Source organism: Streptococcus sp. 1055, from assembly GCF_013276815.1.
GTDB classification, from domain to species: Bacteria; Bacillota; Bacilli; order Lactobacillales; family Streptococcaceae; genus Streptococcus; species Streptococcus pseudopneumoniae.
On sequence record NZ_VMLT01000111.1, the window covers coordinates 22,889 to 47,720 of the forward strand.

21 protein-coding genes and 2 pseudogenes are annotated in these 24,832 nt (G+C 39.7%); 4 read left to right on the forward strand and 19 right to left on the reverse strand.

Annotation, left to right across the window (positions count from 1 at the left end; all coding sequences use genetic code 11):
• Window positions 1-12: 12 nt before the first annotated feature.
• The 10 genes and pseudogenes from HT699_RS09340 to parE form a co-directional block, all read right to left on the reverse strand.
• Window positions 13-936, reverse strand: coding sequence for a DUF979 domain-containing protein (locus HT699_RS09340; protein WP_138702952.1), 924 nt, complete (start codon window positions 934-936; stop codon window positions 13-15).
• A complete protein-coding gene (locus HT699_RS09345; protein WP_057487179.1) occupies window positions 933-1,622 on the reverse strand; it encodes a DUF969 domain-containing protein in 690 nt (229 codons plus the stop codon). Before HT699_RS09345 ends, HT699_RS09340 begins: the two co-directional genes overlap by 4 nt.
• Window positions 1,623-1,686: 64 nt before the next feature.
• Window positions 1,687-3,654: pseudogene (locus tag HT699_RS09350) on the reverse strand (peptide ABC transporter substrate-binding protein).
• Window positions 3,655-3,676: 22 nt separating this feature from the next.
• Entirely contained in the window at window positions 3,677-4,699 is a 1,023-nt protein-coding gene (locus tag HT699_RS09355; RefSeq protein ID WP_172934306.1) for a branched-chain amino acid aminotransferase, read from the reverse strand.
• A 134-nt stretch (window positions 4,700-4,833) separates the two neighbouring features.
• Window positions 4,834-7,305, reverse strand: a complete 2,472-nt coding sequence (parC, locus tag HT699_RS09360; protein ID WP_172934313.1) for a DNA topoisomerase IV subunit A — start codon at window positions 7,303-7,305, stop codon at window positions 4,834-4,836.
• A gap of 331 nt (window positions 7,306-7,636) precedes the next feature.
• Entirely contained in the window at window positions 7,637-8,455 is an 819-nt protein-coding gene (locus tag HT699_RS09365; RefSeq protein ID WP_172934307.1) for an aminoglycoside 6-adenylyltransferase, read from the reverse strand.
• Window positions 8,456-8,471: 16 nt separating this feature from the next.
• Window positions 8,472-8,799, reverse strand: a pseudogene (locus HT699_RS09370) (GNAT family N-acetyltransferase); the annotation flags it as partial.
• Between the two features lie 140 nt (window positions 8,800-8,939).
• Complete coding sequence (locus HT699_RS09375; RefSeq protein ID WP_172934308.1) at window positions 8,940-9,803, reverse strand: DNA adenine methylase; 864 nt, start codon at window positions 9,801-9,803, stop codon at window positions 8,940-8,942.
• 57 nt (window positions 9,804-9,860) lie between these two features.
• Window positions 9,861-11,591, reverse strand: a complete 1,731-nt coding sequence (locus HT699_RS09380) for an AAA family ATPase (RefSeq protein WP_240149893.1) — start codon at window positions 11,589-11,591, stop codon at window positions 9,861-9,863.
• A 40-nt stretch (window positions 11,592-11,631) separates the two neighbouring features.
• Entirely contained in the window at window positions 11,632-13,575 is a 1,944-nt protein-coding gene (parE, locus tag HT699_RS09385; protein ID WP_172921671.1) for a DNA topoisomerase IV subunit B, read from the reverse strand.
• Window positions 13,576-13,710: 135 nt separating this feature from the next.
• Between parE and plsY the strand changes: the two genes are divergently transcribed.
• Entirely contained in the window at window positions 13,711-14,352 is a 642-nt protein-coding gene (gene plsY, locus HT699_RS09390) for a glycerol-3-phosphate 1-O-acyltransferase PlsY (protein ID WP_172921672.1), read from the forward strand.
• Window positions 14,353-14,389: 37 nt separating this feature from the next.
• On the opposite strand, the gene HT699_RS09395 is transcribed toward plsY, so the two are convergent.
• The 9 genes from HT699_RS09395 to HT699_RS09435 all read right to left on the reverse strand — a co-directional run bounded on the left by HT699_RS09395 (window position 14,390) and on the right by HT699_RS09435 (window position 22,756).
• On the reverse strand, window positions 14,390-15,346 hold the full coding sequence (locus tag HT699_RS09395) for an ABC transporter permease (RefSeq protein WP_172921673.1): 957 nt from the start codon (window positions 15,344-15,346) through the stop codon (window positions 14,390-14,392).
• A 2-nt stretch (window positions 15,347-15,348) separates the two neighbouring features.
• Window positions 15,349-16,407: an ABC transporter permease gene (locus HT699_RS09400; RefSeq protein ID WP_023940959.1), complete on the reverse strand. Its 1,059-nt coding sequence runs from the start codon at window positions 16,405-16,407 to the stop codon at window positions 15,349-15,351.
• Entirely contained in the window at window positions 16,400-17,935 is a 1,536-nt protein-coding gene (locus HT699_RS09405; RefSeq protein ID WP_172921674.1) for an ABC transporter ATP-binding protein, read from the reverse strand. Before HT699_RS09405 ends, HT699_RS09400 begins: the two co-directional genes overlap by 8 nt.
• Before the next feature lie 143 nt (window positions 17,936-18,078).
• Complete coding sequence (locus HT699_RS09410) at window positions 18,079-19,131, reverse strand: BMP family protein (protein ID WP_001036123.1); 1,053 nt, start codon at window positions 19,129-19,131, stop codon at window positions 18,079-18,081.
• 89 nt (window positions 19,132-19,220) lie between these two features.
• Window positions 19,221-19,610, reverse strand: a complete 390-nt coding sequence (locus tag HT699_RS09415; protein ID WP_000246089.1) for a cytidine deaminase — start codon at window positions 19,608-19,610, stop codon at window positions 19,221-19,223.
• Window positions 19,597-20,259 (reverse strand): deoxyribose-phosphate aldolase, encoded by a 663-nt coding sequence (deoC, locus tag HT699_RS09420; protein ID WP_023932823.1) that lies wholly within the window; start codon window positions 20,257-20,259, stop codon window positions 19,597-19,599. Before deoC ends, HT699_RS09415 begins: the two co-directional genes overlap by 14 nt.
• A 19-nt stretch (window positions 20,260-20,278) precedes the next feature.
• Window positions 20,279-21,556, reverse strand: coding sequence for a pyrimidine-nucleoside phosphorylase (locus tag HT699_RS09425; RefSeq protein WP_138706124.1), 1,278 nt, complete (start codon window positions 21,554-21,556; stop codon window positions 20,279-20,281).
• Window positions 21,553-22,143 carry a class I SAM-dependent methyltransferase gene (locus tag HT699_RS09430; protein WP_078934288.1) on the reverse strand — a complete coding sequence of 197 codons (591 nt, stop codon included), beginning with the start codon at window positions 22,141-22,143 and terminating at the stop codon, window positions 21,553-21,555. Before HT699_RS09430 ends, HT699_RS09425 begins: the two co-directional genes overlap by 4 nt.
• Before the next feature lie 208 nt (window positions 22,144-22,351).
• Window positions 22,352-22,756: a hypothetical protein gene (locus HT699_RS09435; protein ID WP_023932819.1), complete on the reverse strand. Its 405-nt coding sequence runs from the start codon at window positions 22,754-22,756 to the stop codon at window positions 22,352-22,354.
• Between the two features lie 199 nt (window positions 22,757-22,955).
• Between HT699_RS09435 and coaA the strand changes: the two genes are divergently transcribed.
• The 3 genes from coaA (at window position 22,956) to HT699_RS09450 (ending at window position 24,745) form a co-directional block, all read left to right on the forward strand.
• Window positions 22,956-23,876, forward strand: a complete 921-nt coding sequence (gene coaA / locus HT699_RS09440; RefSeq protein ID WP_120007871.1) for a type I pantothenate kinase — start codon at window positions 22,956-22,958, stop codon at window positions 23,874-23,876.
• A gap of 67 nt (window positions 23,877-23,943) precedes the next feature.
• On the forward strand, window positions 23,944-24,180 hold the full coding sequence (rpsT, locus tag HT699_RS09445) for a 30S ribosomal protein S20 (protein ID WP_001274000.1): 237 nt from the start codon (window positions 23,944-23,946) through the stop codon (window positions 24,178-24,180).
• A gap of 52 nt (window positions 24,181-24,232) precedes the next feature.
• Window positions 24,233-24,745: a DNA topology modulation protein gene (locus tag HT699_RS09450; protein WP_000684199.1), complete on the forward strand. Its 513-nt coding sequence runs from the start codon at window positions 24,233-24,235 to the stop codon at window positions 24,743-24,745.
• The last annotated feature ends 87 nt before the right edge of the window (window positions 24,746-24,832 follow it).

Here is a 24,832-nt window from a genome sequence, read left to right on the forward strand (position 1 = left end):
TATTTTCCTTTACTAAAATGCGAGAAAGTACATTAAGAATATGTGAATAACAATCATTACTAGAGCAACACCTGCTTGAGCCTTTATAACGCCATTCTGATCTTTCATATCCATCAATGCTGCTGGTAGAGCGTTAAAATTAGCAGCCATTGGGGTCAATAAGGTCCCACAATAACCTGCTGTCATGGCAAGAGCACCAGCCACAATTGGATTAGCTCCTAGAGTAAATACAAAGGGAACTCCAACACCTGCTGTAATAACGGTGAATGCTGCAAAAGCATTTCCCATAATCATTGTGAATAGAACCATTCCAAGAACATAGGCCAAAACTCCTATAAAGCGACTATCTGAAGGAACAATACCGCTAATCAGATGAGAGATAACATCACCAACACCTGCTACAGTAAAAATAGCCCCCAAAGCCCCTAATAATTGAGGAACAATCCCACTTGTTGAAACTTGCTGAGTCATTCGATTATTTTCTGATAACAGACTCTTAGGGTGACTATTGGTAATCACAAGAACAGAAATTGTAGCAAACAAGGCGGCAAGGCTAATCGAAATCTTGCTAAATTCTGGAATCATTTGCGCTAAGACCAACGCAAGTATTGCCATCAGCATAACTGGAATAAAAATTTTATTTTTCAACCTGTTAGATTCAATATTGGCTTTCATTTCATCTAAGGATGGCAAGGTTCCGATACGGACTTGCTTAAACAATGTTAACAGCGATAATAGGATTACAATAATACCAATACTCATATTTGGCATATAGGAACCACCTATAAACGTAATAGCCAATAGAGTCCAAAATCCAGATGTCCCAAGTCTAACTGGGTTTGTTTTATCTTTATAACTACAATAGGCTGTATGGAGAAATTGACAACCAATCACAATATAGGTCAACTCTAATAGTTGCTTTGCCAACTCTGTCATTTTTGTTCTCCTCCCCTAGTCTTTTCTGATGTCAATTTTTTATCAAATAAATAATTGTAAATCCCCACTACAATAAGTGTTATAACAGCAACAATAATAGATGCAGAAGCAATCCCTGCATAATTGCTTTCATAGCCTAACTGATCTAATGTTCCCCCTATCAAGAGGACTCCCCCAGCACCTACAAACGTATTTTGAGCAAAGAAATTTCCAAAATTTTCATTTGCAGCCGCACGCGCTTTTATTGCCTCATCTTCAACCTCTGTTAACTTTCTACCTAATTGAGACTCTGCTGCTGCTTCTCCCATAGGTTGAACCAAAGGTCTGACAAACTGAGGGTGTCCTCCTAGACGAATTGAAAAGAAACCAGCTAACTCTCGAATAAAGAAATAAACTGTATAGAAGTTTCCAACTGTCAGACCTTTAATCTTTCGAATCAAATCAATTGATCGTTGCTTGAGTCCAAAGGTTTCTGACAGCCCCACAAGAGGCAAGGTAACCATAAAAATCGTGAGCACTCGCTGATTGCTAAATTCTTTTCCCAAAATCTCCAAAAATTCAACAAGAGAAACACCTGAAACTAAAGCTGTAACCAAACCAGCTAAGACTACTGTTGCAATTGTATCAAACTTTAAAATAAAACCCACAACAATGATTGCTATTCCTATTAGCTTAATCCACTCCATATCAAACTCCTTTATATCTAAAATGACAGTATTTTTAAAATTTTATCAAGAGCAATACCATTCCTTATTTAATATGCTTTTCTAGTTCTTTTTGGTATTTGCTATTGGATTCCAATTTTTCTTTTTGCCATTTTTTAAGAGCTTCGTCATATTCTTTTGTTGTAACAATATCTTTTTGCAATTTCATTCCTTTAAAGATATATGGATCCCCCTTAATACCAACTTGTGAGTATGGTTTTGAGAATGGTACTACGTTACTTACAACTGGAGAACCACCAGATGAAGCTGTTGGCATCAATAATGAACTACCTGTCAACCAAGCTTGAGCTTTGGCATATTTTTCATATCTCTTCTCTAGGTCAGTGGTCTCAGAAACAGCATCTTCTAACAATTTCTTATATTGATCCAAACCAAGTTTAGCTACAACATCCTTATCTTTTCCTTTTGTAATACCAAGGTGTTTCATGGCAGAACCAGATTTTGGATCCATAATATTCAAGTAAGACGCTGGATCTTGATAGCTTGGAGCCCATCCTGTACTGTTCAAATCATAATCTTTTTGAGAAGGAACACGCGCTTGTGATGTAATCGTTTCTTTTTCATTATCTGTCATTTGAAGTACATCGATGACAACATTTTCAGCACCAAGAGTTGATTCAATAGACTGTTTGAAAGAGTTGCTTTGTTGCACGGCGATAGTATCTGTTTGTTCAACCGGGACATCCAAGTGAATTGGGAAGGTTACCCCTTTAGATTCCAAGTCTTTCTTAGCTTTTTCGAAAGCAGCTTTAGCCTTGTCAGGGTTATAGATAGAATCCTTACCGTCAACTAGCTCAACACCTTTCCATTGGTCCCCATAGTTCACCAACTCTGCTTGAGCGATTTGACCAAAGTTCTTACCACCTGCTTGTACGAAGTTATCTGGAACAAGGCTGTTACGAATAATCTTGTCCGCACCATCTTCACCGTTTAGCTGGGCAGCATAAGAATGACGGTTGAAGGCAAAGTTGATAGCCTGACGGAAGTCCTTATTAAGCATCGCTTCTTTTGTAGAAGTCTTTTGCTCTTCGCTTGTTTTCGCAGTTTTATTGTATGACTGACGATTTACGTTAAAAGTAAAGTAATAACTGCTTGAGTCCTGTGGGCTATAAGTGATTTTATCTCCGTATTCTTCCAAAGTTGAAGCAAAGTTTGAACTACTTGGGAAGAGACGGGCTGTCGTATAAGCACCAGAGGAGAAGCTACGGATCAAAGACTCCTAATCTGAACCATCGTAGTAGGTCAATTTAATCTTCTCAATTTTAACATTTTCTTTATCCCAGTAATTTGGATTTTTTTCATATTCAATCAAAGATTTAGAAGTCAATGTTTTTAAGAAATAAGGGCCATTGTAGAGAATACCTGCTGGGCTAACCTCTCCGTAATTCTTTCCAGATGCCTTTAAAAACTCTTCATTTACAGGTAACATCGTCGCTGTTGTAACTTTTGAATTCCAGAAACTTTCTGGCGCATTCAATGTATACTCAACTGTGTAGTCATCCAAAGCTTTAACACCAACTGTAGAGAAATCATTGGTTTCACCAGTCATGTAGGCGTCCAAGCCCTTGATGGAATTTTGGATGAGAGAGACACCGTCTGACTTACCATCAGCCACGTGTTTTAGTCCTGTCACAAAGTCATGGGCTGTTACTTCTGCATATTCTTCACCCTCAGAAGTGTACCATTTCACTCCCTTACGAAGTTTATAGGTATAAGTCAATCCATCTTTTGAGACAGACCAATCCTCAGCCAAGGAAGGAATAACATTACCATATTTATCATTTTCCATCAAACCATCAACGACATTCCCGATAATATCTGTTGTGGATGTACGCGTTGCTATGCTGTAGTCCAAGGATGCTGGATCCACTGCATAAACATAAGAAAATGTTGTCGGAGCATCTGCTTCTTTATCAGCTTTTCCACAGGCTGCTAAAAGAGCTGTTGTGCTTAGGATAAGTCCTGTTGTTAAAATCCACTTTTTTGATTTCATAAAAATCTCCTTTAATATATTTTTAATCTACTTTCACAATCCAACCTTCTGGCGCTGGAATATCACCAAACTGAATTCCTGTCAGTTCATCATAGAGTTTACGCGTCACAGGACCTACTTCTGTTTCACTATAGAATACATGAAAATCATCACCGTGCTGAATACCTCCAATTGGAGAAATAACCGCTGCTGTACCACAGGCACCTGCCTCTACAAAACGGTCAAGATTATCAATTGGAACATCACCCTCAATAGGAGTTAATCCCAAGCGATGTTCTGCCAAATAAAGCAAGGAATACTTGGTAATAGATGGCAAGATAGATGGACTCAATGGTGTTACAAATTCATTATCAGCTGTAATTCCAAAGAAATTAGCTGATCCGACTTCTTCAATCTTTGTATGAGTTGATGGGTCCAGATAGATAACATCTGAGAAATGGCGTGACTTGGCCATTTTTCCTGGTAAGAGACTTGCAGCATAGTTTCCACCAACCTTAGCCGCACCTGTACCATTTGGAGCTGCACGGTCGTATTCATCCTGAATCAAGAAGTTGGTTGGGACCAAACCACCCTTAAAGTAATTTCCAACTGGCATAGCAAAGATGGTGAAAATGTACTCTTCTGCCGGTTTTACCCCGATAATATCTCCGACACCAATCAAAAGAGGGCGAAGATAGAGGGTTCCACCTGTTCCGTATGGTGGTACGTATTCTTCATTCGCACGGACAACTGCTTTACAAGCTTCTACAAACATGTCTGTCGGAACTTGTGGCATCAAGAGACGGTCACATGTCCGTTGCAGGCGTTTGGCATTTTCATCAGGACGGAACAGTTGAATACTGCCATCCTTAGTACGATAAGCTTTCAAACCTTCAAATGCTTGTTGTCCATAGTGGAGACTTGGAGAAGACTCTGAAATATGCAAAGTTGCATCCTCTGTAAGCTCTCCTTGATTCCATTGTCCATTTTTAAAATGAGCAATATAGCGATAAGGTAATTTCATATAGGAGAAACCAAGGTTTTCCCAATCAATCGTTACTGTCATATTCCACTCCTTATTCTAAAAACCTATTTCTTATATTCTACACTTTTTTTCTAAAATAGCAAGTATATTTTGTAATTTTCAGAAAATTTCTTCAATAAAAAGAACCAGCTCTTAGAACTGATTCTTCATTTCACTTATTTAGCTTCAGTAAATACTTCTTTAAGATAAGCGTCAAAAACTTCTTCATCTGAAATCGTGTCAGAAATGAAGCTTCCATTGCTAGTGCGTTCTGACAAGTTCAAGTCTTGCAATCGGCTTTCATAGATTGTTCCTTTATTAGATTGGATAAGCAAAGTTTGATCGTTCCCGTCCACTTCCGTACTGAAGAGATCACCAACAAAGCCTTGTTCTGCAACCGCTCCTGCAAAGAAGACACGGTGCGGTTTGTTTTTCAACTCACGCAAAACTTGTAAACCACGTTTGGCACGGCTGGTTGCTGGAATTTCCTCAATAGAAACACGTTTCAAGCTTCCACGCTGAGTCAAGAGATAGAAGGATGAGGTATTACAGATAAAGGCCGATTGGAGGACATCATCTTCTTTCAGGTTCATAGCCTTGACACCTGCAGCCTTGGCACCAACAACCGGAACATCTTCGATATTGAAACGCAGAGCATAACCGTTTTGGCTAATCAAGAGAACATCATCCAGTTTAATCGGAGCTACTGCCACAATCTGGTCTGTCTCGTCTTTGAGCTTAGCATACTTGACAGACTTAGACTTGTAGGTCCGCCATGGAGTGAATTCTTTGCGTTCTACACGCTTGATTTGACCGAAACGAGTCGCCGCAAAGTAAGTTGTCGCATCATCAAACTGATCCACAACTTCAACATAAAGGATTTCTTCATTCGTTTCAAAATTGGTAATAGTTTGGCTCAAATGCTCGCCGATATCCTTCCAACGAATATCTGCTAATTCATGGATTGGTCTGTAGATGACATTTCCAAGAGTCGTGAACATCAAGAGATGCTGGGTGGTCTTGGCAGATTGAACAAAGATTAAACGGTCATCATCACGTTTGCCAATTTCTTCCAAGGTGGAAGCCGCAAAGGAACGTGGACTGGTACGCTTGATGTAACCTGCCTTGGTCACGCTGACGTAGGTATCTTCCTCAGCGATAAGACTAGCTGTATCAATCTCAATTGCTTTCGCAGTGTCTTCTAAAGAACTCAAACGAGGAGTTGCAAATTTCTTCTTGACCTCACGAAGTTCTTTCTTCATGAGATTGTACATAGTCCTTTCATCACCAATAATAGCCGCCAGCATAGCAATCTTCTCACGAAGCTCTGCTTCTTCTTCCTGCAAGACAACCACATCGGTATTGGTCAAACGGTACAGTTGCAAAGTTACGATAGCCTCAGCCTGTTCTTCCGTAAAATCATAGCTAACTTTGAGGTTTTCCTTGGCGTCCGCCTTATTCTCAGAAGCACGGATAAGAGCAATGACTTCATCCAAAATCGAAATCACACGAATCAAACCTTCGACGATATGGAGACGTTTCTCAGCCTTTTCTTTGTCAAAGCGTGAACGCGCCAAAATCACTTCTCGACGGTGAGCGATGTAGCTAGACAAGATTGGAACAATCCCAACCTGACGAGGTGTGAAATTGTCAATCGCCACCATATTAAAGTTGTAGTTGATTTGTAGGTCGGTGTACTTAAATAAGTAGTTGAGAACAAGCTCAGTATTAGCGTCTTTCTTAAGTTCGATAGCGATACGAAGACCATCACGGTCAGACTCATCACGAACCTCAGCAATCCCAGCTACCTTGTTATTAACACGAACATCATCGATTTTCTTGACTAGATTGGCCTTATTGATTTCATAAGGAATCTCAGTAATAACGATTTGTTCCTTACCACCTTTTAGCTTTTCAATTTCAGTCTTGGAACGAACAACCACGCGCCCTTTCCCAGTCTCATAAGCTTTCTTGATTTCATCACGACCCTGAATAATAGCCCCTGTAGGGAAGTCTGGTCCAGGCAAGAATTCCATGAGTTTATCAATCTTTGCAGTTGGGTGGTCAATCATGTAAACTGCAGCATCTATGACCTCAGCTAAATTATGGGGAGGAATGTCTGTGGCATAACCAGCCGAAATCCCAGTCGAACCATTGACCAAGAGGTTTGGAAAGGCTGCTGGCAAGACCGTTGGTTCTTTCTCCGTATCGTCAAAGTTCCATGCAAAAGGAACTGTATTTTTCTCGATATCCTGAAGAAGGTAGCCTGCAATTTCAGACAAACGTGCCTCAGTATAACGCATAGCCGCAGGAGGATCTCCGTCCATAGAACCGTTATTACCGTGCATTTCAACTAGAATCTCACGATTTTTCCAGTTCTGTGACATACGAACCATGGCATCATAGATAGAAGAATCCCCGTGTGGGTGGAAATTCCCCATGATGTTCCCGACTGACTTGGCCGACTTACGGTAGCTCTTGTCAAAAGTATTGCTATCCTTATTCATAGAATAAAGAATACGGCGCTGAACCGGCTTCAAGCCATCACGAATATCTGGCAAAGCCCGGTCTTGAATAATGTACTTGGAGTAGCGACCAAAGCGCTCTCCCATGATGTCCTCCAGGGACATGTTTTGAATGTTAGACATAAGATACAAAGCCCATAAAATACCAAGTGAAAATAGAAAATTCTTGAAGTAAGCAAGCTCACCAGAGAATTTATCTTTTTCACGCATCATTTAGGGCGTGTTCAACTCCTTTCAAAGAATATAGAGTAGGTTTTTACAGAAAAAGTGTTCAGTTAAGATATAAAGGGACGATTCGGCTTGCCGAAAATTTCTATAGAAAAATAGGAAATAGATGCAAGAATTCAACGAACCCAAGGCGATTTCTCTTTTTTCCTAAGTCTCAGTCCCGTGTTCAGTTACTATAAGTAACCAAACGACCCTTTCTGTAGTTTAAAATACGTTGCTTAATTATTTAGCGATTAGGAAGTCTCTCCTCAGCATATCTCATCATCTTCTCAGCTACTTCCTTATCGTAATCAAATCCCATCTTTTGAGCAAGGGATTGAGCTTCTTGGTGGAAAAGTTGCATCGTAGCAAACAATGACTGAGTAAGTTTCTCTACACTTGAAAAATCAAGGAGAGCAGAGATTTCCTTCTCTTTCTCTGTAGGTAAATACTTGAAAAGATACTTGTAGTTCTTGCCAATATCGACTGTTCCCCTATCACTTGCAACCTGCCAAGCCAAAATTTTCAAGAATTCTTGTTGACAAATGCCGTAGAGATGGTCCGTCGCATAGATGACTTGATGGCGACAAATTCCTTTGACTACGTAAGCTGATACCCACCAAAATTCATTACAGGAATTTTTAAAATCTGTCTCAGTAGCTGGATGTATCCAGAAACGCTGAGGACTGGGAGAATAGGACTCAAATAAGCCCTTCTTATCTTCTAAAACTATGAATTCCGCTTCGCTATCTACCCACTCCTTGATATGCTCTTTAGGGCAGAGGGTTAAATCAATCCGATTGCCATCTTCAAAGAGCATGAGATAAAGACGACGGTGACCAAGCAGGACATGCTGCTCGATAATGCGTTTGCCAAACTGGTCTAGCCAAGAAAGGGCACTCTTCAAATTATCTAAATCATCCACGACATAGACCACGTCATAGTCTTGAAATTCATCTTTTGGGGCCTTTGGGTTTGTCCGTGAACCAGACATGGCGACAGCCTCGACTTTTAGACTTTTTGCGGTTTGTAAAATTAAATCAAACATCTCGGTTTCAGTTCTCATGGGAATACCTGCCTTTTTAGTAAAAACTCTTGATTCTGTATAGGACATGTCTATAAAGCGGACTGTCTGCTGGAACTTTTTCATTATCAAATTCTTTGACAAATTCCATGCCTACCTTTTGCATGACTTTTTGCGAAGGGAGATTGAGTAAGGATGTAAAGGAGTAAACTTCTGACAAGCCAGCTTGCTGGAAAGCGAAGTCTAGACAGGTTTGGGCAACCTCTGTCGCATAACCACTATTCCAAAACTCTTTTCGCAAACGCCAGCCGATTTCTACAGCTTCTTTTCCAGCAATCCGAATGGTGCAGACCTACCAAGCCGATAAACTCCTGATTGTCTAAGTCACTCAGGGACAAACTTTTTACTTCATTTACTTTTTTCATTTTTCTTTTTGAATATTTTTGTGCCAGTCTCTCCCATGAGACAGGCAAACTGACTTTTTTTCTGTCAGTCACTTTTTTGAAAATAAATCGCTGGCAAGTTTTTAGTCAACAATTTTTAATTTATTTCTTGATTGTGAAAAATGCAGATTATCTGAATAAAATATTCTTTCAATACCTTTATTAGGAGTACTAACTGAATAGTTTAAATAATATAGTTCAGAACGATATTCTTCGTACATCTTTTCTATACTTTTATGAATATCATAAGTTAATATCCATTTTTTATCTTTCATATAATCCTTGATTGTTTTTGATAACCTAGAATGATCATCATGGTTATAAAAATTTGTATATAAACCTGGTCCTTTAGTATAATAAGGTGGATCAAAAAAAGTAAATGAATTTTTTGTTTTAGAAATTGACCTTTTAATAAACTGCTCAGCATCCATATTAAAAAGTTTAATCTGTTTTTTATGCTTAGATATTTCAAGAATTTTGTTTATTATATCTGATTTACTGAATCGACAATCTAGTTTGTATTTTCCATTCTGATTTTTACCACCAATAACCCCAGCTTTTATAATACCAGATCTATTTGTTCTATTAAGAAATAAAGTTGAAAAACCCAGAAGTAGTAAATCAGAAACATTTTTTTTATTATCTTGAATTGATTTCTGAATTTTCCACTCATCTATTGTTATGTCAGTATTTTCTATTTTATCAATCAACTCTTCAGTCAAATAAAGAACAGAGTACCAAAATGCATAGATAGATTTATCATAATCATTTACAATAATCTTTTCTACATCTCCAAGTAGCAAAAGTTTCATAGCAACTCCCGCTCCTCCCATATAAGGCTCAATATAAGTATGGCAATTATTTTCTTTAATCAATTCTTTAACGAATTCATAAACCTGAGTTTTCCCCCCAGGGTATCTTAATGGCGTATAGGTCTTACCTGACATATCATCACCTCATCTCTTATTGATAAAATTATACCCCTTTTTTAAGTAACTTCCAAATTATAATCTAGGAAGTTTAACATTATCAGCTACATAGTTAAACGCTTTTTCAAATTGTACCTGAAATTCTTGAACTTTTTCAGGATTATTTTTTGCCCAATATTTGACTGGATTATTGTTGTACTTCCAATGAACTTTTTCTTTATTAAACCATTTTTTCCACACTTTTCTTTCAGCTATATTCTTAAACTCTCCATTAACTTGTTTATATTCCGATTCATAAGTTCCATTCTTAATTGATTGAATAACTTGGTAAATTGGATTATTCATAAAAACACTATGATTATAATTCTTTGCTGTTTTCCAATAATCTGAGTTATTATCATCAAGAATATCAAAAATAAATTCCTCTGGATTACATTGAAGGTCATTAGTAGGCAAAGTAATAAAATTTCTATAATCGTTTATATTTGCTTCAACATCTCCATCTAAGCAAACTATCGAATTCTTAGAAAATTCTGTTACTTTAGATTTATACAAGTGTATATAATTGGTACATGATAAAGTTGTATTTGACATGAAGTGTAATGAATTTTTAATTGAATGGTTATTACTATTCTTCAAAGAATGTATTAAGCCTTCAAAAACATATTGAGCCTCAGCATCTTCAAAATAAATCTTGATACTATCAGTAATTTTCTGTTCATTAGCTTGTGCCAACAACATATTTTTAAAATCAATTAAATATTTCATCTCTGATAACGTAGTTGTTGAATTGTCTTCAGAACTAATATCGGAAGAAAATAGTTTTATATCATGATTAGTACGTTGGTTCGATATTTTCAGTTTTTCACAATGTTCCAATAAAGTCAACGAATGTGAAGTGGCAAAAATTTGCACGTCAAAACTTCTTGCTTTTTGAAAGAGTATATCTAATAATTTATTCTGAGCGGCTGGATATAATGTCGCATCTATTTCATCAATAAGTAATATCCCACCCTTGTAATCATTAGGAAAATCATTTTTTAATTTCTTAAATGAATACAAAGCTAATAAAATTTGCCCAATATTATCTTCCCCTGATGAAATCATTTCAATAGTCATCTCTTCATCAATAAATGATGCTGTTTTCTTATTATTCAGATTTGTTTCAGTTGCAGTAAGATTGTCTGTATATTTTTTTAAAAGTATTGACTGATAAAGATTATGTATTTCTTTCTTATCCTGCGATGATAAATTGATTTGCAAGTCACTCATTTTAGTGGATCTGACTAACGGTGTTAATCTTTCCAGGCCTAAATAAATTACTGGATGGACATAATTGGATGATTTCCCGTCTTTTCTCCTAGTAACTAGACGAGGAAGTTTTTTGTTATGGTTCGTACTCTCAATTTTAAAACTATCTTTATTGCTCAATGTAACTTTAGCATGTTCTATATTTCTAACATCATTTGGAGATAATTTAAAATGCTCTGCAGATGTGGACTCAAAATCATCCCCAAAATAAGTTAGTAATTTTTTATATTGCACAACTTTAGGGTCATTTTCTGAAAGTCTCTTTATATCTTTTTTATTAAGTTTTTTTACATCTCCAGAAATAAAAGGAATAACATTATTGTGATAAGAGAAACCTTGGGCAATCATTCCTAATATAGTTGATTTCCCTGTACCATTCTTCCCTGAAATAATATTTACATATTTTGACGGCTTGAACGATACTTTTTTAATTACTCTAAAATCTTTAATTTCTAATTCTTCAATGTACATTTTATTATTTTTCGATGATACCATTTTTAAAAACTCTTTCTTTTAAATATAATTACACAATATTTTAAAACACTGTCGCTTCTTCCAGCGTAAACTTGACATTGTCCTCAATCCACTTACGGCGTGGTTCGACCTTGTCTCCCATGAGGACATTGACACGACGTTCTGCGCGTGCTAGGTCTTCGATGGTGACACGTATGAGGGTACGGGTTTCTGGATTCATGGTTGTTTCCCAGAGCTGGTCCGCATTCATCTCACCGAGACCTTTATAGCGTTGGAGGGTAGCACCTTTACCGAACTGCTTGCGGAGTTCTTCAAGTTCTCCGTCTGTCCATGCGTAGGCTACTTCTTCTTTCTTGCCTTTGCCTTTGGACATCTTGTAAAGAGGCGGAAGGGCGATATAAACGTGTCCTGCCTCAACTAGGGGACGCATGTAACGATAGAAAAATGTCAAGAGCAAGGTCTGGATATGGGCACCATCGGTGTCCGCATCGGTCATGATAATGATCTTGTCATAGTTGGCATCTTCAATAGAGAAGTCTGCTCCAACACCCGCACCGATGGTATAAATCATGGTATTGATTTCTTCATTTTTGAGAATATCCGCCATCTTGGCCTTGGCTGTATTGATAACCTTACCACGAAGAGGTAGAATAGCCTGGAACTTGCGGTCACGACCTTGTTTGGCAGAGCCACCGGCAGAGTCCCCCTCGACTAGATAGAGTTCATTTTTTGCAGGATTCTTGGACTGGGCTGGCGTTAATTTCCCAGACAAGAGGCCCTTGTCTTTTTTATTTTTCTTACCATTACGGCTCTCATCACGCGCCTTACGTGCTGCTTCACGAGCATCACGCGCCTTGATAGCTTTGCGAATAAGATTTGAAGCTAGTTCTCCATTTTCCATTAGGAAGAAGGTCAACTTATCCGCCACAATTCCATCCACAACTGGGCGAGCTAGTGGGCTTCCTAGTTTGTCCTTGGTCTGTCCCTCAAACTGGAGGTGTTCTTCCGGAACCAAGATAGAAAGAACGGCAGCAAGTCCCTCACGGTAGTCTGAACCTTCAAGGTTTTTATCTTTTTCCTTGAGAAGCCCAGTCTTACGCGCGTAGTCGTTCATAACCTTGGTAATGGCAGACTTGAGTCCTGTCTCGTGCGTACCACCATCTTTGGTGCGCACGTTATTGACAAAGGATAGAATGTTATCTGAAAATCCGTCATTATACTGAAGAGCTACTTCCACTTGGAAACCATTATCTTCCCCCTCAAAGTAAAGAACTGGTGTCAAGGTTTCCTTGTCTTCGTTCAGATAAGAAACAAAGTCTTGTACTCCATTCTCATAGTGGAATTCAATCGCTTCGTCTGTTCGTTTATCAGTCAGAGACAAGGTCACATTTTTCAAGAGAAAGGCTGATTCATTAAGACGTTCTGAAATAGTATTGTACTTGAAGTCTATCGTAGAAAAGATCGTCGCATCAGGCATAAACGTAACCTTGGTACCTGTTTTAGACTTGGGCACTGTACCGATTTTCTTCAGAGTCGTGACAGGTTTTCCACCATTTTCAAAACGTTGCTTGTAAACTGCGCCATCACGGGTAATTTCAACTTCTAACCAACTAGAAAGGGCATTAACAACGGAAGAACCCACCCCGTGAAGTCCACCTGATGTCTTGTAGCCTCCTTGACCGAATTTCCCTCCTGCGTGGAGAATGGTAAAGATAACCTCAACAGTTGGAATTCCCATAGCATGCATACCTGTCGGCATCCCACGTCCGTGGTCTTGAACCGTTAAACTGCCATCTTTATTGATGGTGACATCAATACGGTCACCAAATCCAGACAAGGCCTCATCGACAGCATTATCGACGATTTCCCAGACTAGGTGGTGGAGACCAGCACCATCGGTCGATCCGATATACATCCCTGGACGTTTTCGGACCGCATCCAACCCTTCTAGCACCTGAATGGCATCATCATTATAATTGTTAATATTGATTTCCTTTTTTGACACAAGGAACCTCCTATTCGTTCATCTTTACTATTCTACAGGTTTTCCAAGGATTTTGCAAAATTTTTCTTTCTCCGATGTGACAATTTCAGAAGAGATTCTCTGCCTTTCTTCTCTATTTCATGATATAATAGTAGTATGATTACAATAGTTTTATTAATCCTAGCCTATCTGCTGGGTTCGATTCCGTCTGGTCTCTGGATTGGACAAGTATTCTTTCAAATCAATCTGCGTGAACATGGTTCTGGAAATACCGGAACGACCAATACCTTCCGCATTTTAGGCAAGAAAGCTGGTATGGCAACCTTTGTAATTGACTTTTTCAAAGGAACCCTAGCAACACTTCTTCCGATTATGTTTCATCTGCAAGGCATTTCGCCTCTCATCTTTGGACTTTTAGCTGTTATTGGCCATACCTTCCCTATCTTTGCAGGATTTAAGGGGGGCAAGGCTGTCGCAACCAGTGCTGGAGTGGTTTTCGGATTTGCTCCTGTCTTCTGTCTCTACCTTGCAGTTGTTTTCTTTGGAACCCTCTATCTTGGTAGTATGATTTCACTATCTAGTGTCACTGCATCTATCGCAGCTGTCGTCGGAGTTCTACTCTTTCCACTTTTTGATTTTATCCTGAGTCACTATGATACTCTCTTCATCGCTATTATCCTAGCACTTGCTAGTTTGATTATCATTCGGCATAAGGATAATATCACACGTATCAAAAATAAAACTGAAAATCTTGTCCCTTGGGGACTGAACTTAACCCATCAAAATTCTAAAAAATAAACGCCAGTTTGAACAGAACTGACGTTTTTTTGTATGCTTATTTTGATTTGATATAGTTGATACCATCTGCTTTTGGTGCAATTGCTTTTCCAAAGAAGGCTGCCAAGACAAGAATTGTCAAGACATAAGGTGCGATTTGAAGATAAACTGTTGGCACTCCTTGTAGGAATGGCAATTGAGAACCGATAACAGCCAAACTTTGTGAAAGTCCAAAGAAAAGACTAGATAGCATGGCTCCGATTGGATTCCATTTTCCGAAAATCATCGCAGCAAGGGCGATAAATCCAGGTCCAACAATAGTTGTCACTGAGAAGTTAACTGAGATGGATTGAGCATAAATCGCTCCGCCAATTCCACCTAGGAAACCTGAAATAATAACCCCTAAATATCTCATCTTGTAGACATTGATTCCCAAAGTGTCCGCTGCTTGAGGGTGTTCACCGACAGAGCGGAGACGAAGACCAAAGCGAGTCTTAAAGAGAATAAACCAAGCAAGGAATGAGAAGGCAATCGCCAGATAACCAAGTAGGCTAGTTGACTTGAAGAAGATATCACCGATAACTGGGATATTGGCCAAGACTGGGAAATCAAAGCGTCCAAAAGTCTGACTTAGGTTGTCGGTTTGTCCTTTGTTATAAAGAACTTTAACCAAGAAAACAGCCAAGGCTGGCGCCATCAAGTTCAATACCGTACCGCTGACAACATGGTCTGCACGGAAATGAACCGTCGCTGCTGCGTGGATGATGGAGAAGAGACCTCCAACCAATCCTGCTACAAGCAAGGATAGCCATGGAGTTGCTGCTCCAAATTGTTCTGCAAATTCAAGGTTAAAGACAACTCCAGAAAAGGCACCCATAACCATAATTCCTTCAAGGCCGACGTTTACCACACCACCACGTTCAGAGAAAACACCACCAATACTTGTAAAGATGAGGGGTGCTGAGTAAATCAGCATAGAAGACACCAAGAGGGTGAGCAAGGTTGTAATAGACATCTTTACTTACCTCCTTTAACTTGTTTTTTCGGTTTGACAAAGCGTTCGATAAGGTAATGAACACTGACAAAGAAGATAATAGACGCTGTTACAATGCTGACAAGCTCAGACGGTACCTGCGCCGCATTCATACCAGGGGCTCCAACTTGGAGAACACCAAATAGGAAGGCTGCAAAGAGAATACCAATTGGTGAGTTGGCTGCAAGCAGACTAACTGCCATCCCGTTAAATCCAACAGCCAATGACGCCCCCTGAACATAGACGTTCTGGAAGGTTCCAAGTCCTTCAACAGCTCCACCAAGACCTGCCAAAGCACCTGAAATAATCATTGATAGGATAATAGTCCGTTTTGCAGAAATACCAGCATATTCTGAAGCATGTGGATTAAGACCAACCGCACGGATTTCAAAACCAAGAGTTGTTTTCTTGAGCATAAACCAAATAACTGCAACGGCAATGATAGCAAAGAAAATACCAATATTCATCCGCGAGTTACCAGTCAACTCAGCCAACCAAGGTGTCTGGTAGGTTGCATTAGCCCCAACACGAATGGTCGAATCTGTACTTTGCATGAAGTCTTTAGGGAAAGCATGGATAAAGGCATTCCCTACATACAAGACAATGTAGTTCATCATGATGGTTACGATAACCTCTGACGTCCCTAGATAGGCTCTCAAAATACCTGGAATCGCGCCGACAATTCCTCCAGCAATCAAGGCAATCACGATAGTTGCTAGAATCATCAATGGACGAGGCATATCTGGATGCGACAGGGCAAACCAACCACTGAGAATCCAACCAGCCAAAGCCTGACCAGGAAGCCCGACGTTAAAGAAACCTGCACGACTGGCAACAGCAAAACCAAGACCAATCAAGACCAAAGGCCCCATGGCACGGAAGATTTCTCCAATTCCACGCAAACTACCAAAGGCTGTATGGAACAATTCTTCGTAGCCCCAAATAGCATCATAACCGAAGATCCACATAACAATGGCTCCGAGTAAAATTCCTAGGAATACAGAAATCAAGGGAACCGAAATTTGTTGTAATTTTTTAGACATCACTCTTCTCCTTTCCCAAGCTTCCACCAGCCATCAAGACACCAAGTTCTTGTTTATTGGTTGTTTCTGGTGATACAATACCTTGAATCTTCCCATCGTGGATAACGGCAATACGGTCTGAGACGTTTAAAATCTCATCCAATTCAAAGCTGACAACAAGGACAGCCTTGCCATTATCACGCTCTTCAATCAAGCGTTTGTGGATATATTCAATGGCACCGACATCCAAACCACGAGTTGGCTGGCTGACGATAAGGAGATCAGGATCTCGATCAATTTCACGAGCAATAATTGCTTTTTGTTGATTTCCTCCTGAGAGTGCAGCTGCAGGCACAATTTCGCTGGCAGCACGAACATCAAATTCTTCCATTAGCTTTTTAGCATAAGAAGTAATATTTGAATAGTTCAAAATTCCATTTTTACTATGTGGTTCTTTGTAGTAGGTTTGAAGGGCAATATTTTCAGAAATCATCATTTCCAAAATCAAACCATCACGGTGACGGTCTTCTGGAACGTGTCCCACGCTTAGTTCTGTAATTTGTCGTGGGTGTAAGCCTACAATTGAATTTCCTTTTAGCTCGATGCTTCCAGATTCAACCTTGCGAAGACCTGTAATGGCTTGAATCAGTTCAGACTGACCATTTCCATCAATCCCCGCAATACCAACAATCTCTCCAGCACGAACATCCAAGGACAGATTTTTAACAGCTGGGACACCGCGGTTTTCATTGACCACCAAGTCTTTAATAGACAAGACCACTTCTTTTGGTTGAGCGGCTTGCTTCTCTGTTTTAAAGGAAACAGAACGTCCTACCATCATTTCTGCCAAATCAGCATTAGTAGCCCCTGCAATTTTGACGGTTTCAATTGATTTCCCACGACGGATAACCGTAACGCGGTCAGAAACTGCGCGAATTTCGTCCAACTTGTGGGTAATCAAGATAATTGATTTTCCTTCTTTGACAAGATTTTTCATAATAGCCATCAACTCCTCAATTTCTGATGGAGTCAAAACAGCCGTTGGTTCGTCAAAAATAAGAATATCAGCTCCCCGATAAAGGGTTTTTAAAATTTCTACACGTTGTTGGGCTCCAACTGAGATGTCTGCCACCTTGGCAGAAGGGTCCACAGCTAAGCCATAACGTTCAGAAAGAGCCTTGATTTCTTTGCTAGCTCCAGCGATATCTAGTACACCATTTTTAGTCAATTCACTTCCTAAAATAATGTTTTCAGCCACCGTGAAAGCCTCTACCAACATAAAGTGCTGGTGAACCATTCCGATTCCCAAGCCAGCTGCTTTAGATGGGGAGTCGAGGTTGACAACTTGACCGTTGACCGCGATTTCACCACTAGTTGGTTCAAGAAGTCCTGCTAACATGTTCATGAGCGTGGACTTTCCAGCCCCATTTTCTCCTAAAAGTGCATGAATTTCACCCTTTCGTAGGTGCAGGTTGATGTTGTCGTTGGCAACAAATTCGCCAAACACCTTGGTAATATCACGCATCTCTATGACATTTTCGTGTGCCATGTGCTCTTCCTTTCAGAGTCTTATTTTATTTCAATAAAACTTGCTAGTTTGTCTAGTAGCAAGCTTTACTGAGACAAAATGACTTTGTCTCAACTCTTAAAAAAGCGACCGAGGGCCGCTTCCTAAGAAATGACTTCCATCCATTATTTTGCAGGAACTTTTACGCTTCCATCAAGGATTTTAGCTTTAGCATCTTCGACAGCTTTTTTACCTTCTTCTGAAAGGTTTGTTACTACCAAGTCAACCCCTTTATCCTTCAATGAGTAAACGATTACTTGACCACCAGGGAATTCACCTTTTTCTGCTTTGTTAGAAATATCTTTTACAGTTGTACCAACTTGTTTCAAAGTAGATACAAGAACAAAGTTTGATTCTTTACCATCTTTAGAAGTGTATTTACCTTCTGCTTCTTGGTCACGGTCAACACCGATAACCCAAACTTTTTCATTTTCAGGACGGCTTTCGTTAAGTGATTTTGCTTCTGCAAAGACACCAGCACCTGTACCACCAGCTACTTGGTAAACAATATCTGCACCGGCTGCGTATTGTGCGGCTGCAATTGTTTTACCTTTAGCAGCATCACCAAATGAACCAGCGTAGTCAACTTGTACTTTGATAGATGGGTCTACTGACGCAACACCAGCCTTGAATCCTGCTTCAAAACGAGAGATAACTTCTGACTCCTGCCCACCTACAAAACCAACTTGTTTTGTTTTAGTTGTTTTTGCTGCAGCTACACCTGCAAGGTAACCTGACTCATTATCAGCGAAAGTTACGCTCGCAACATTCTTTTGATCTTTAATCACATCATCAATCAAGACATAGTTCAAGTCAGAATGTTCTTTAGCTGCTTCTTCAACCGCATTGTGAAGGGCAAAACCAACACCGAAGATTAGGTTGTAACTTCCAGCCGCTTGTTGCAAGTTGTTAGCGTAGTCAGCTTCACTTGTTGATTGGAAGTAAGTGAAACCGTTATCTTTTGAAAGATTGTGTTCTTTACCCCAAGCCTGCAAACCTTCCCAAGCTGATTGGTTGAATGATTTGTCATCAACACCACCAGTATCAGTGACGATTGCTGCTTTTGTCTTCACATCAGAAGATGAATCTGCCTTACGAGAAGAGCGGTTACCACATGCAGCAAGTCCAACTGCTGCCACTGCTACTAGGCCAAGACCTAGCCATTGTTTCTTGTTCATTACTGAACCTCCTAAATAAGATGTGCAACGATGTTGCAAGTATGGATTGGTTGGCCGCAAGGACCGTGCCACTCAGAGAGCGACTCAGACTAATTTAAGTCTGTAAAAGAGTATGGAAGTAATTCCCCGACCGTCATCTCGACCGTCGATTTATCTTTTGCGACTAAGGTCACTTTTAGATCTTGTTCAAAAAATTCGACCATTACTTGGCGACAAGCACCACATGGTGAAATCGGTTTTTCAGTTTGACCATAAACAATCAGCTCTGAAAATTCTCTTTGCCCTTCAGATACAGCCTTAAAAATGGCTGTTCTCTCACCGCAATTGGTCAAAGGATAGCTAGCATTTTCGATATTCACTCCCGTGTAAACACTTCCGTCTTTGGCTACTAAAACTGCTCCGATAGGAAAGTGAGAATAGGGGACATAGGCATGTTTGCTGGTTTCAATTGCCAGTTCAATCAACTCAGTAGTCGCCATCTGCCAATTCTCCTTTTAGAATGGCTACCCCAGCTGACGTTCCGATACGGGTCGCCCCTGCTTCTACAAAGGCTAGAGCATCTGCATAAGAACGAGCTCCACCAGCAGCCTTGACACCCATCTCAGTTCCAACTGTTTCACGCATTAGTTGAACATCTGCTATCGTAGCACCACCAGTTGAAAAGCCAGTAGATGTTTTGACAAAGTCAGCTCCAGCTTTTTGGGCTAATTGGCAAGCCACAACTTTTTCTTGGTCTGTCAGAAGGCACGCTTCAATAATGACTTTCACTAACTTGTCACCACTTACTTCCACGACTGCGCGAATATCTGACTCTACCAAGGCTAAATTGCCTGATTTGAGAGTCCCAACATTGATCACCATATCAATCTCATCTGCACCATTTTGGATAGCTTCTTTTGTCTCAAAAGCTTTCACAGTTGAAGTTGTTGCCCCCAAAGGGAAACCTACTACTGTGCAGACCTTGACATCTGTGCCTTCAAGCCCTTTTTTGGCATGTTCAACCCAGGTCGGATTAACGCAAACACTGGCAAAATCATACTCCCTAGCCTCAGACAACAAACAATCAATTTGATTTTCTGTTGCATCTTGTTTTAAAAGCGTATGATCGATATATTTATTTAATTTCATATTCGGATTCTCCTGCTGTTTATGAGATAATTTCTATAATTTCTCGTAAACTTTGCACCCTATCATTTATTTTAACATATTTTTGAAAATCTGTAACTAGCTGAGGAGAAATTTTTCCATTTGTGTATACTTTTGCAACAATTTCTCCCGTTTGAACAGAATCTCCAACCTTCTTTTCAAAAACAATTCCTGTTTCATAGTCCAAGGCATCAGACTTGACTGCACGGCCTGCCCCCAGTCTCATGGCATAAAGCCCAAATTCCATTGCTGGAAGAGCTGAAATGACACCCGTTTCCTGAGCAGGGATTTCCACCACATGGGACACATTTACAGGACGATAGAGGTCTTCTAAGTCTCCACCTTGGGCTTGGACCATTTCCTCAAACTTAGCCAGCGCTTGGCCATTTTCAAGATGTTGGCGAACTTCTTCAACTGTTTTATTTACATTTGCCAGACCAAGCATAATTTGAGCCAATTCACAAATAAAGTGGGTAATATCCTGACGTCCTTGACCTTGTAGAATCTCCAATGCTTCAAGGATTTCCAGACGATTTCCAATCGCACGCCCTAAAGGCTGGCTCATATCCGTAATCACCGCTACTGTCTTCCGGCCAACAGCCTTACCAAGTTCCACCATGGTTTGAGCCAACTCACGCGCCTCATCAACCGTCTTCATGAAGGCGCCCTCACCGACAGTTACGTCTAGCAAAATAGCATCCGCTCCTGCCGCGATTTTCTTGCTCATCACCGAACTCGCAATCAAAGGAATCGTGTCGACAGTTGCGGTCACATCACGGAGGGCGTAGAGAAGTTTATCTGCTTTAACCAGCTGGTCTGATTGCCCAATGACAGATACACCAATATCCTGAACCTGACGAATGAAATCTTCTTGACTGCGCTCGACTTGATAGCCCTTAATGGATTCCAATTTATCAATTGTCCCACCAGTATGGCCGAGACCACGACCACTCATTTTTGCTACAGGCACACCGAAGCTAGCAACAAGAGGAGCTAAAATCAAGGTTACCTTATCGCCGACACCACCAGTAGAATGCTTGTCAACCTTAACCCCATCAATAGCGGATAAATCAAACTCTTGACCAGTCTTGACCATCTTCATAGTCAAATCTGAGATTTCTCGTGTCGTCATTCCTTTGAAATAGACAGCCATAGCAAAGGCAGACATTTGATAATCAGGGACAGTTCCTGACACATAGCCTTCTACCAGCCATTCAATTTCACTTGAAGTCAATTCTTGACCGTCTCGTTTTTTTTGGATTAAATCAACTGCTCTCATTCTTTCACACTTCTAAGGATATAGTATCCCTTATCTTTTTTAAGGATTTCACAATTGCCAAACACATCTTCCATCTTAGACTTGGCACTTGGAGCCCCTTGCTTTTTCTGGATGACGATTGTTAAATCTCCACCAGTTTCCAAGAAATCTTTACTTTTCTCGATGATTTCATGAACGACTTTTTTTCCAGCACGAATAGGGGGATTGGAAATGATATGGTCAAATTGACCTTCAACTTGTTCATAAATGTTGGACTGGAAAATCGTCGCTTCTACTTTATTTCGTTCAGCATTTTGTCGCGCCAAATCCAAGGCACGATTATTGATATCGACCATGGTCGCCTGAACGCCGTAAACCTTGACTAAGGACAAACCCAAAGGTCCATAACCACAGCCAACATCAAGGACTGTCTCTCCTTGGTTGACCTCCAGACACTTGAGCAAGAGTTGACTTCCAAAGTCAATCATTTTCTTGCTAAAAACACCCGCATCCGTTAAAAAGGTCATTTTTTCTCCCAACAACTCCACTCTCAACTCATGAATGTCGTGAGCAGCGTCAGGATTTTCTGCATAGTACATTTTATTCATAACCCTATTCTATCATATTTTGGATCGAATTGTAAATCGTTTACATATCCAGAATAAAACAAAAAGATTGAAGGAAGGTGCGTTACAATAGCTCCCCTTCAATCTCTTTCAACTTTTATAAGCAACTTGTATTTCATCTAGGACTACAGCTATCATTGTCATGATAAAACAACAAATTTATTGTCTATAATCAAGCGCATTTTTATTACTATTGCTTAACCTTCAGATACTTAATTATCAACAAAATTCCCAACAAAATATTTAGATAAAAGCCCAATTGATACGTTTGTGTCAGGATTTCCAAACTTGTCCAAAGTCGTATCAAATCTTCTAGTGACATGCGGAAGAAATAACCCTCTGTCGCAATCCATAGAACTAAAAAGAAATAACTACCAGCAGCAAGCCATTTCGTCCACCGTTTTTTTAGGAAGAAAGCAATCAAAAGCGAACAGATAAAGACAGCTGTTACAATGGCATGTTCCATCAAAAAAGTAAAACCGTAATAGATTTCCACAAAGCGTCTACCATTATCCGCATTGACTCCTTTTATAAAAGGTAAGGCAAAACTTAAAATAAAACAGAGTTCCAATAGGTAACGTTTCAAGATTTTCATAGTACACCTCCTATAAGTTATAAACCCCAAAGCCCCCTTTATAGCTGATAAGTCAGTAGAAAGCAGCTCCTACTTCATCAATAAATTGTTCATCCTCTATCTACTTATATTATATACTATTGACTTACCACATTCAAGAAACCGCTTTATTTTTTTAACTTTTTATGGTATGATAGACAAAATATCTAGGGGAAAACAAATGACCAACGAATTTTTACATTTTGAAAAAATCAGCCGCCAAACTTGGCAATCTTTACATCGGAAGACAACACCTCCTTTGACAGAAGAGGAATTAGAATCCATCAAGAGTTTTAATGACCAGATTAGCTTGCAGGATGTTACCGATGTCTATCTCCCCCTAGCCCATCTCATCCAGATTTACAAGCGTACCAAGGATGATTTGGCCTTTTCAAAAGGGATTTTCCTTCAACGTGAAAGCAAATCCCAGCCTTTTATCATTGGGGTTTCTGGGAGTGTTGCCGTTGGAAAATCCACAACCAGTCGCCTACTTCAAATCCTACTGTCCCGTACACTTACAGATGCTACGGTTGAGTTGGTAACAACTGACGGCTTTCTCTATCCCAACCAGACCTTGATTGAACAAGGGATTCTAAATCGTAAGGGATTTCCTGAAAGCTATGATATGGAAGCTCTTCTCAACTTCTTGGACTGCATCAAAAATGGACAAGATGTGGATATTCCTGTCTATTCTCATGAAATCTACGACATCGTACCTGAGGAAAAGCAAAGTGTCAAAGCTGCTGATTTTGTGATTGTTGAAGGAATCAATGTCTTTCAAAATCCACAAAACGAACGTCTCTATATCACTGACTTCTTCGACTTTTCCATCTATGTTGATGCTGGAGTGGATGATATTGAGAGTTGGTATCTGGACCGTTTCTTGAAAATGCTGAGCCTAGCCCAAAACGACCCTGATAGCTACTATTATCGTTTTACTCAGATGCCGATTGGGGAAGTGGAGTCCTTTGCCCATCAGGTCTGGACCAGTATCAATCTCACAAATCTACAAAATTATATTGAACCAACCAGAAATCGTGCGGAAGTGATTCTTCATAAAAGCAAGAACCATGAAATCGATGAAATTTACTTAAAAAAGTAATTTTCCCTTGTCAAAACGTAAGTTTTCAGATATAATGGTATAGTTAGTAAATATGGAGGTAAGAACATTGGCAAACATTAAATCAGCTATCAAACGCGCTGAATTGAACGTTAAACAAAACGAAAAGAACTCAGCTCAAAAATCAGCTATGCGTACTGCTATCAAAGCTTTCGAAGCAAACCCATCTGAAGAACTTTTCCGTGCTGCTAGCTCAGCTATCGATAAAGCAGAAACTAAAGGTTTGATTCACAAAAACAAAGCAAGCCGCGATAAAGCTCGTCTTTCAGCTAAACTTGCTAAATAAGAAACAGTCCATAGAGGCTGTTTTTTTGTCTCCAAATAGGAAAAGGTAGAAAATGAAAATTGCAATTATCGGATATTCTGGTGCTGGTAAGTCAACGCTAGCTGAAAAGTTATCTCTCTACTACTCCATCCCAAAACTTCATATGGACACACTCCAATTTCAACCTGGTTGGCAAGACAGTGACCGTGATTGGATGTTAACCGAGATGAAAAATTTTCTCACCAAGCATGAAGCTTGGGTCATCGATGGTAATTATTCTTGGTGTTATTACGAAGAAAGAATGCAGGAAGCTAACCAGATCATCTTTTTAAACTTCTCTGCTTGGAATTGTTTGCTAAGAGCCTTTAAGCGCTATTTAAAATACAGAGGAAAAGTGAGAGAAAGCATGGCTAAGGGATGCCCCGAGCAATTCAACTGGGAATTTATTCGTTGGATTCTCTGGGATGGTCGAACAAAAAATGCTAAGGATAGATACCAATATTTAAACAATACTTACCCAGAAAAGATGCGTATTCTCCATTCTCAAGCAGAGATTGATTGTTTTTTGCAATCTCTTAAAAAATAGACGATAGAGCAACATTTCATTAAGGTCACAGTATGAACTGAATGACTAAAAAAGGAAGATTTTCATCCAGAAAGTCTTCCTTTTGTG

Excerpts from the sequence above, each read along its gene's own strand:
- parC (WP_172934313.1), bottom strand. The coding sequence starts at position 7,305 with ATGTCTAACATTCAAAACATGTCCCTGGAGGACATCATGGGAGAGCGC.
- HT699_RS09340 (WP_138702952.1), bottom strand. The coding sequence starts at position 936 with ATGACAGAGTTGGCAAAGCAACTATTAGAGTTGACCTATATTGTGATT.
- plsY (WP_172921672.1), top strand. The coding sequence starts at position 13,711 with ATGATTACAATAGTTTTATTAATCCTAGCCTATCTGCTGGGTTCGATT.
- deoC (WP_023932823.1), bottom strand. The coding sequence starts at position 20,259 with ATGAAATTAAATAAATATATCGATCATACGCTTTTAAAACAAGATGCA.
- HT699_RS09355 (WP_172934306.1), bottom strand. The coding sequence starts at position 4,699 with ATGACAGTAACGATTGATTGGGAAAACCTTGGTTTCTCCTATATGAAA.
- HT699_RS09410 (WP_001036123.1), bottom strand. The coding sequence starts at position 19,131 with ATGAACAAGAAACAATGGCTAGGTCTTGGCCTAGTAGCAGTGGCAGCA.
- HT699_RS09395 (WP_172921673.1), bottom strand. The coding sequence starts at position 15,346 with ATGTCTATTACAACCTTGCTCACCCTCTTGGTGTCTTCTATGCTGATT.
- HT699_RS09345 (WP_057487179.1), bottom strand. The coding sequence starts at position 1,622 with ATGGAGTGGATTAAGCTAATAGGAATAGCAATCATTGTTGTGGGTTTT.
- HT699_RS09400 (WP_023940959.1), bottom strand. The coding sequence starts at position 16,407 with ATGTCTAAAAAATTACAACAAATTTCGGTTCCCTTGATTTCTGTATTC.
- HT699_RS09430 (WP_078934288.1), bottom strand. The coding sequence starts at position 22,143 with ATGAATAAAATGTACTATGCAGAAAATCCTGACGCTGCTCACGACATT.
- HT699_RS09380 (WP_240149893.1), bottom strand. The coding sequence starts at position 11,591 with ATGGTATCATCGAAAAATAATAAAATGTACATTGAAGAATTAGAAATT.
- HT699_RS09375 (WP_172934308.1), bottom strand. The coding sequence starts at position 9,803 with ATGTCAGGTAAGACCTATACGCCATTAAGATACCCTGGGGGGAAAACT.
- HT699_RS09450 (WP_000684199.1), top strand. The coding sequence starts at position 24,233 with ATGAAAATTGCAATTATCGGATATTCTGGTGCTGGTAAGTCAACGCTA.
- HT699_RS09365 (WP_172934307.1), bottom strand. The coding sequence starts at position 8,455 with ATGAGAACTGAAACCGAGATGTTTGATTTAATTTTACAAACCGCAAAA.
- HT699_RS09415 (WP_000246089.1), bottom strand. The coding sequence starts at position 19,610 with ATGGCGACTACTGAGTTGATTGAACTGGCAATTGAAACCAGCAAACAT.
- HT699_RS09405 (WP_172921674.1), bottom strand. The coding sequence starts at position 17,935 with ATGGCACACGAAAATGTCATAGAGATGCGTGATATTACCAAGGTGTTT.
- coaA (WP_120007871.1), top strand. The coding sequence starts at position 22,956 with ATGACCAACGAATTTTTACATTTTGAAAAAATCAGCCGCCAAACTTGG.
- HT699_RS09425 (WP_138706124.1), bottom strand. The coding sequence starts at position 21,556 with ATGAGAGCAGTTGATTTAATCCAAAAAAAACGAGACGGTCAAGAATTG.
- HT699_RS09435 (WP_023932819.1), bottom strand. The coding sequence starts at position 22,756 with ATGAAAATCTTGAAACGTTACCTATTGGAACTCTGTTTTATTTTAAGT.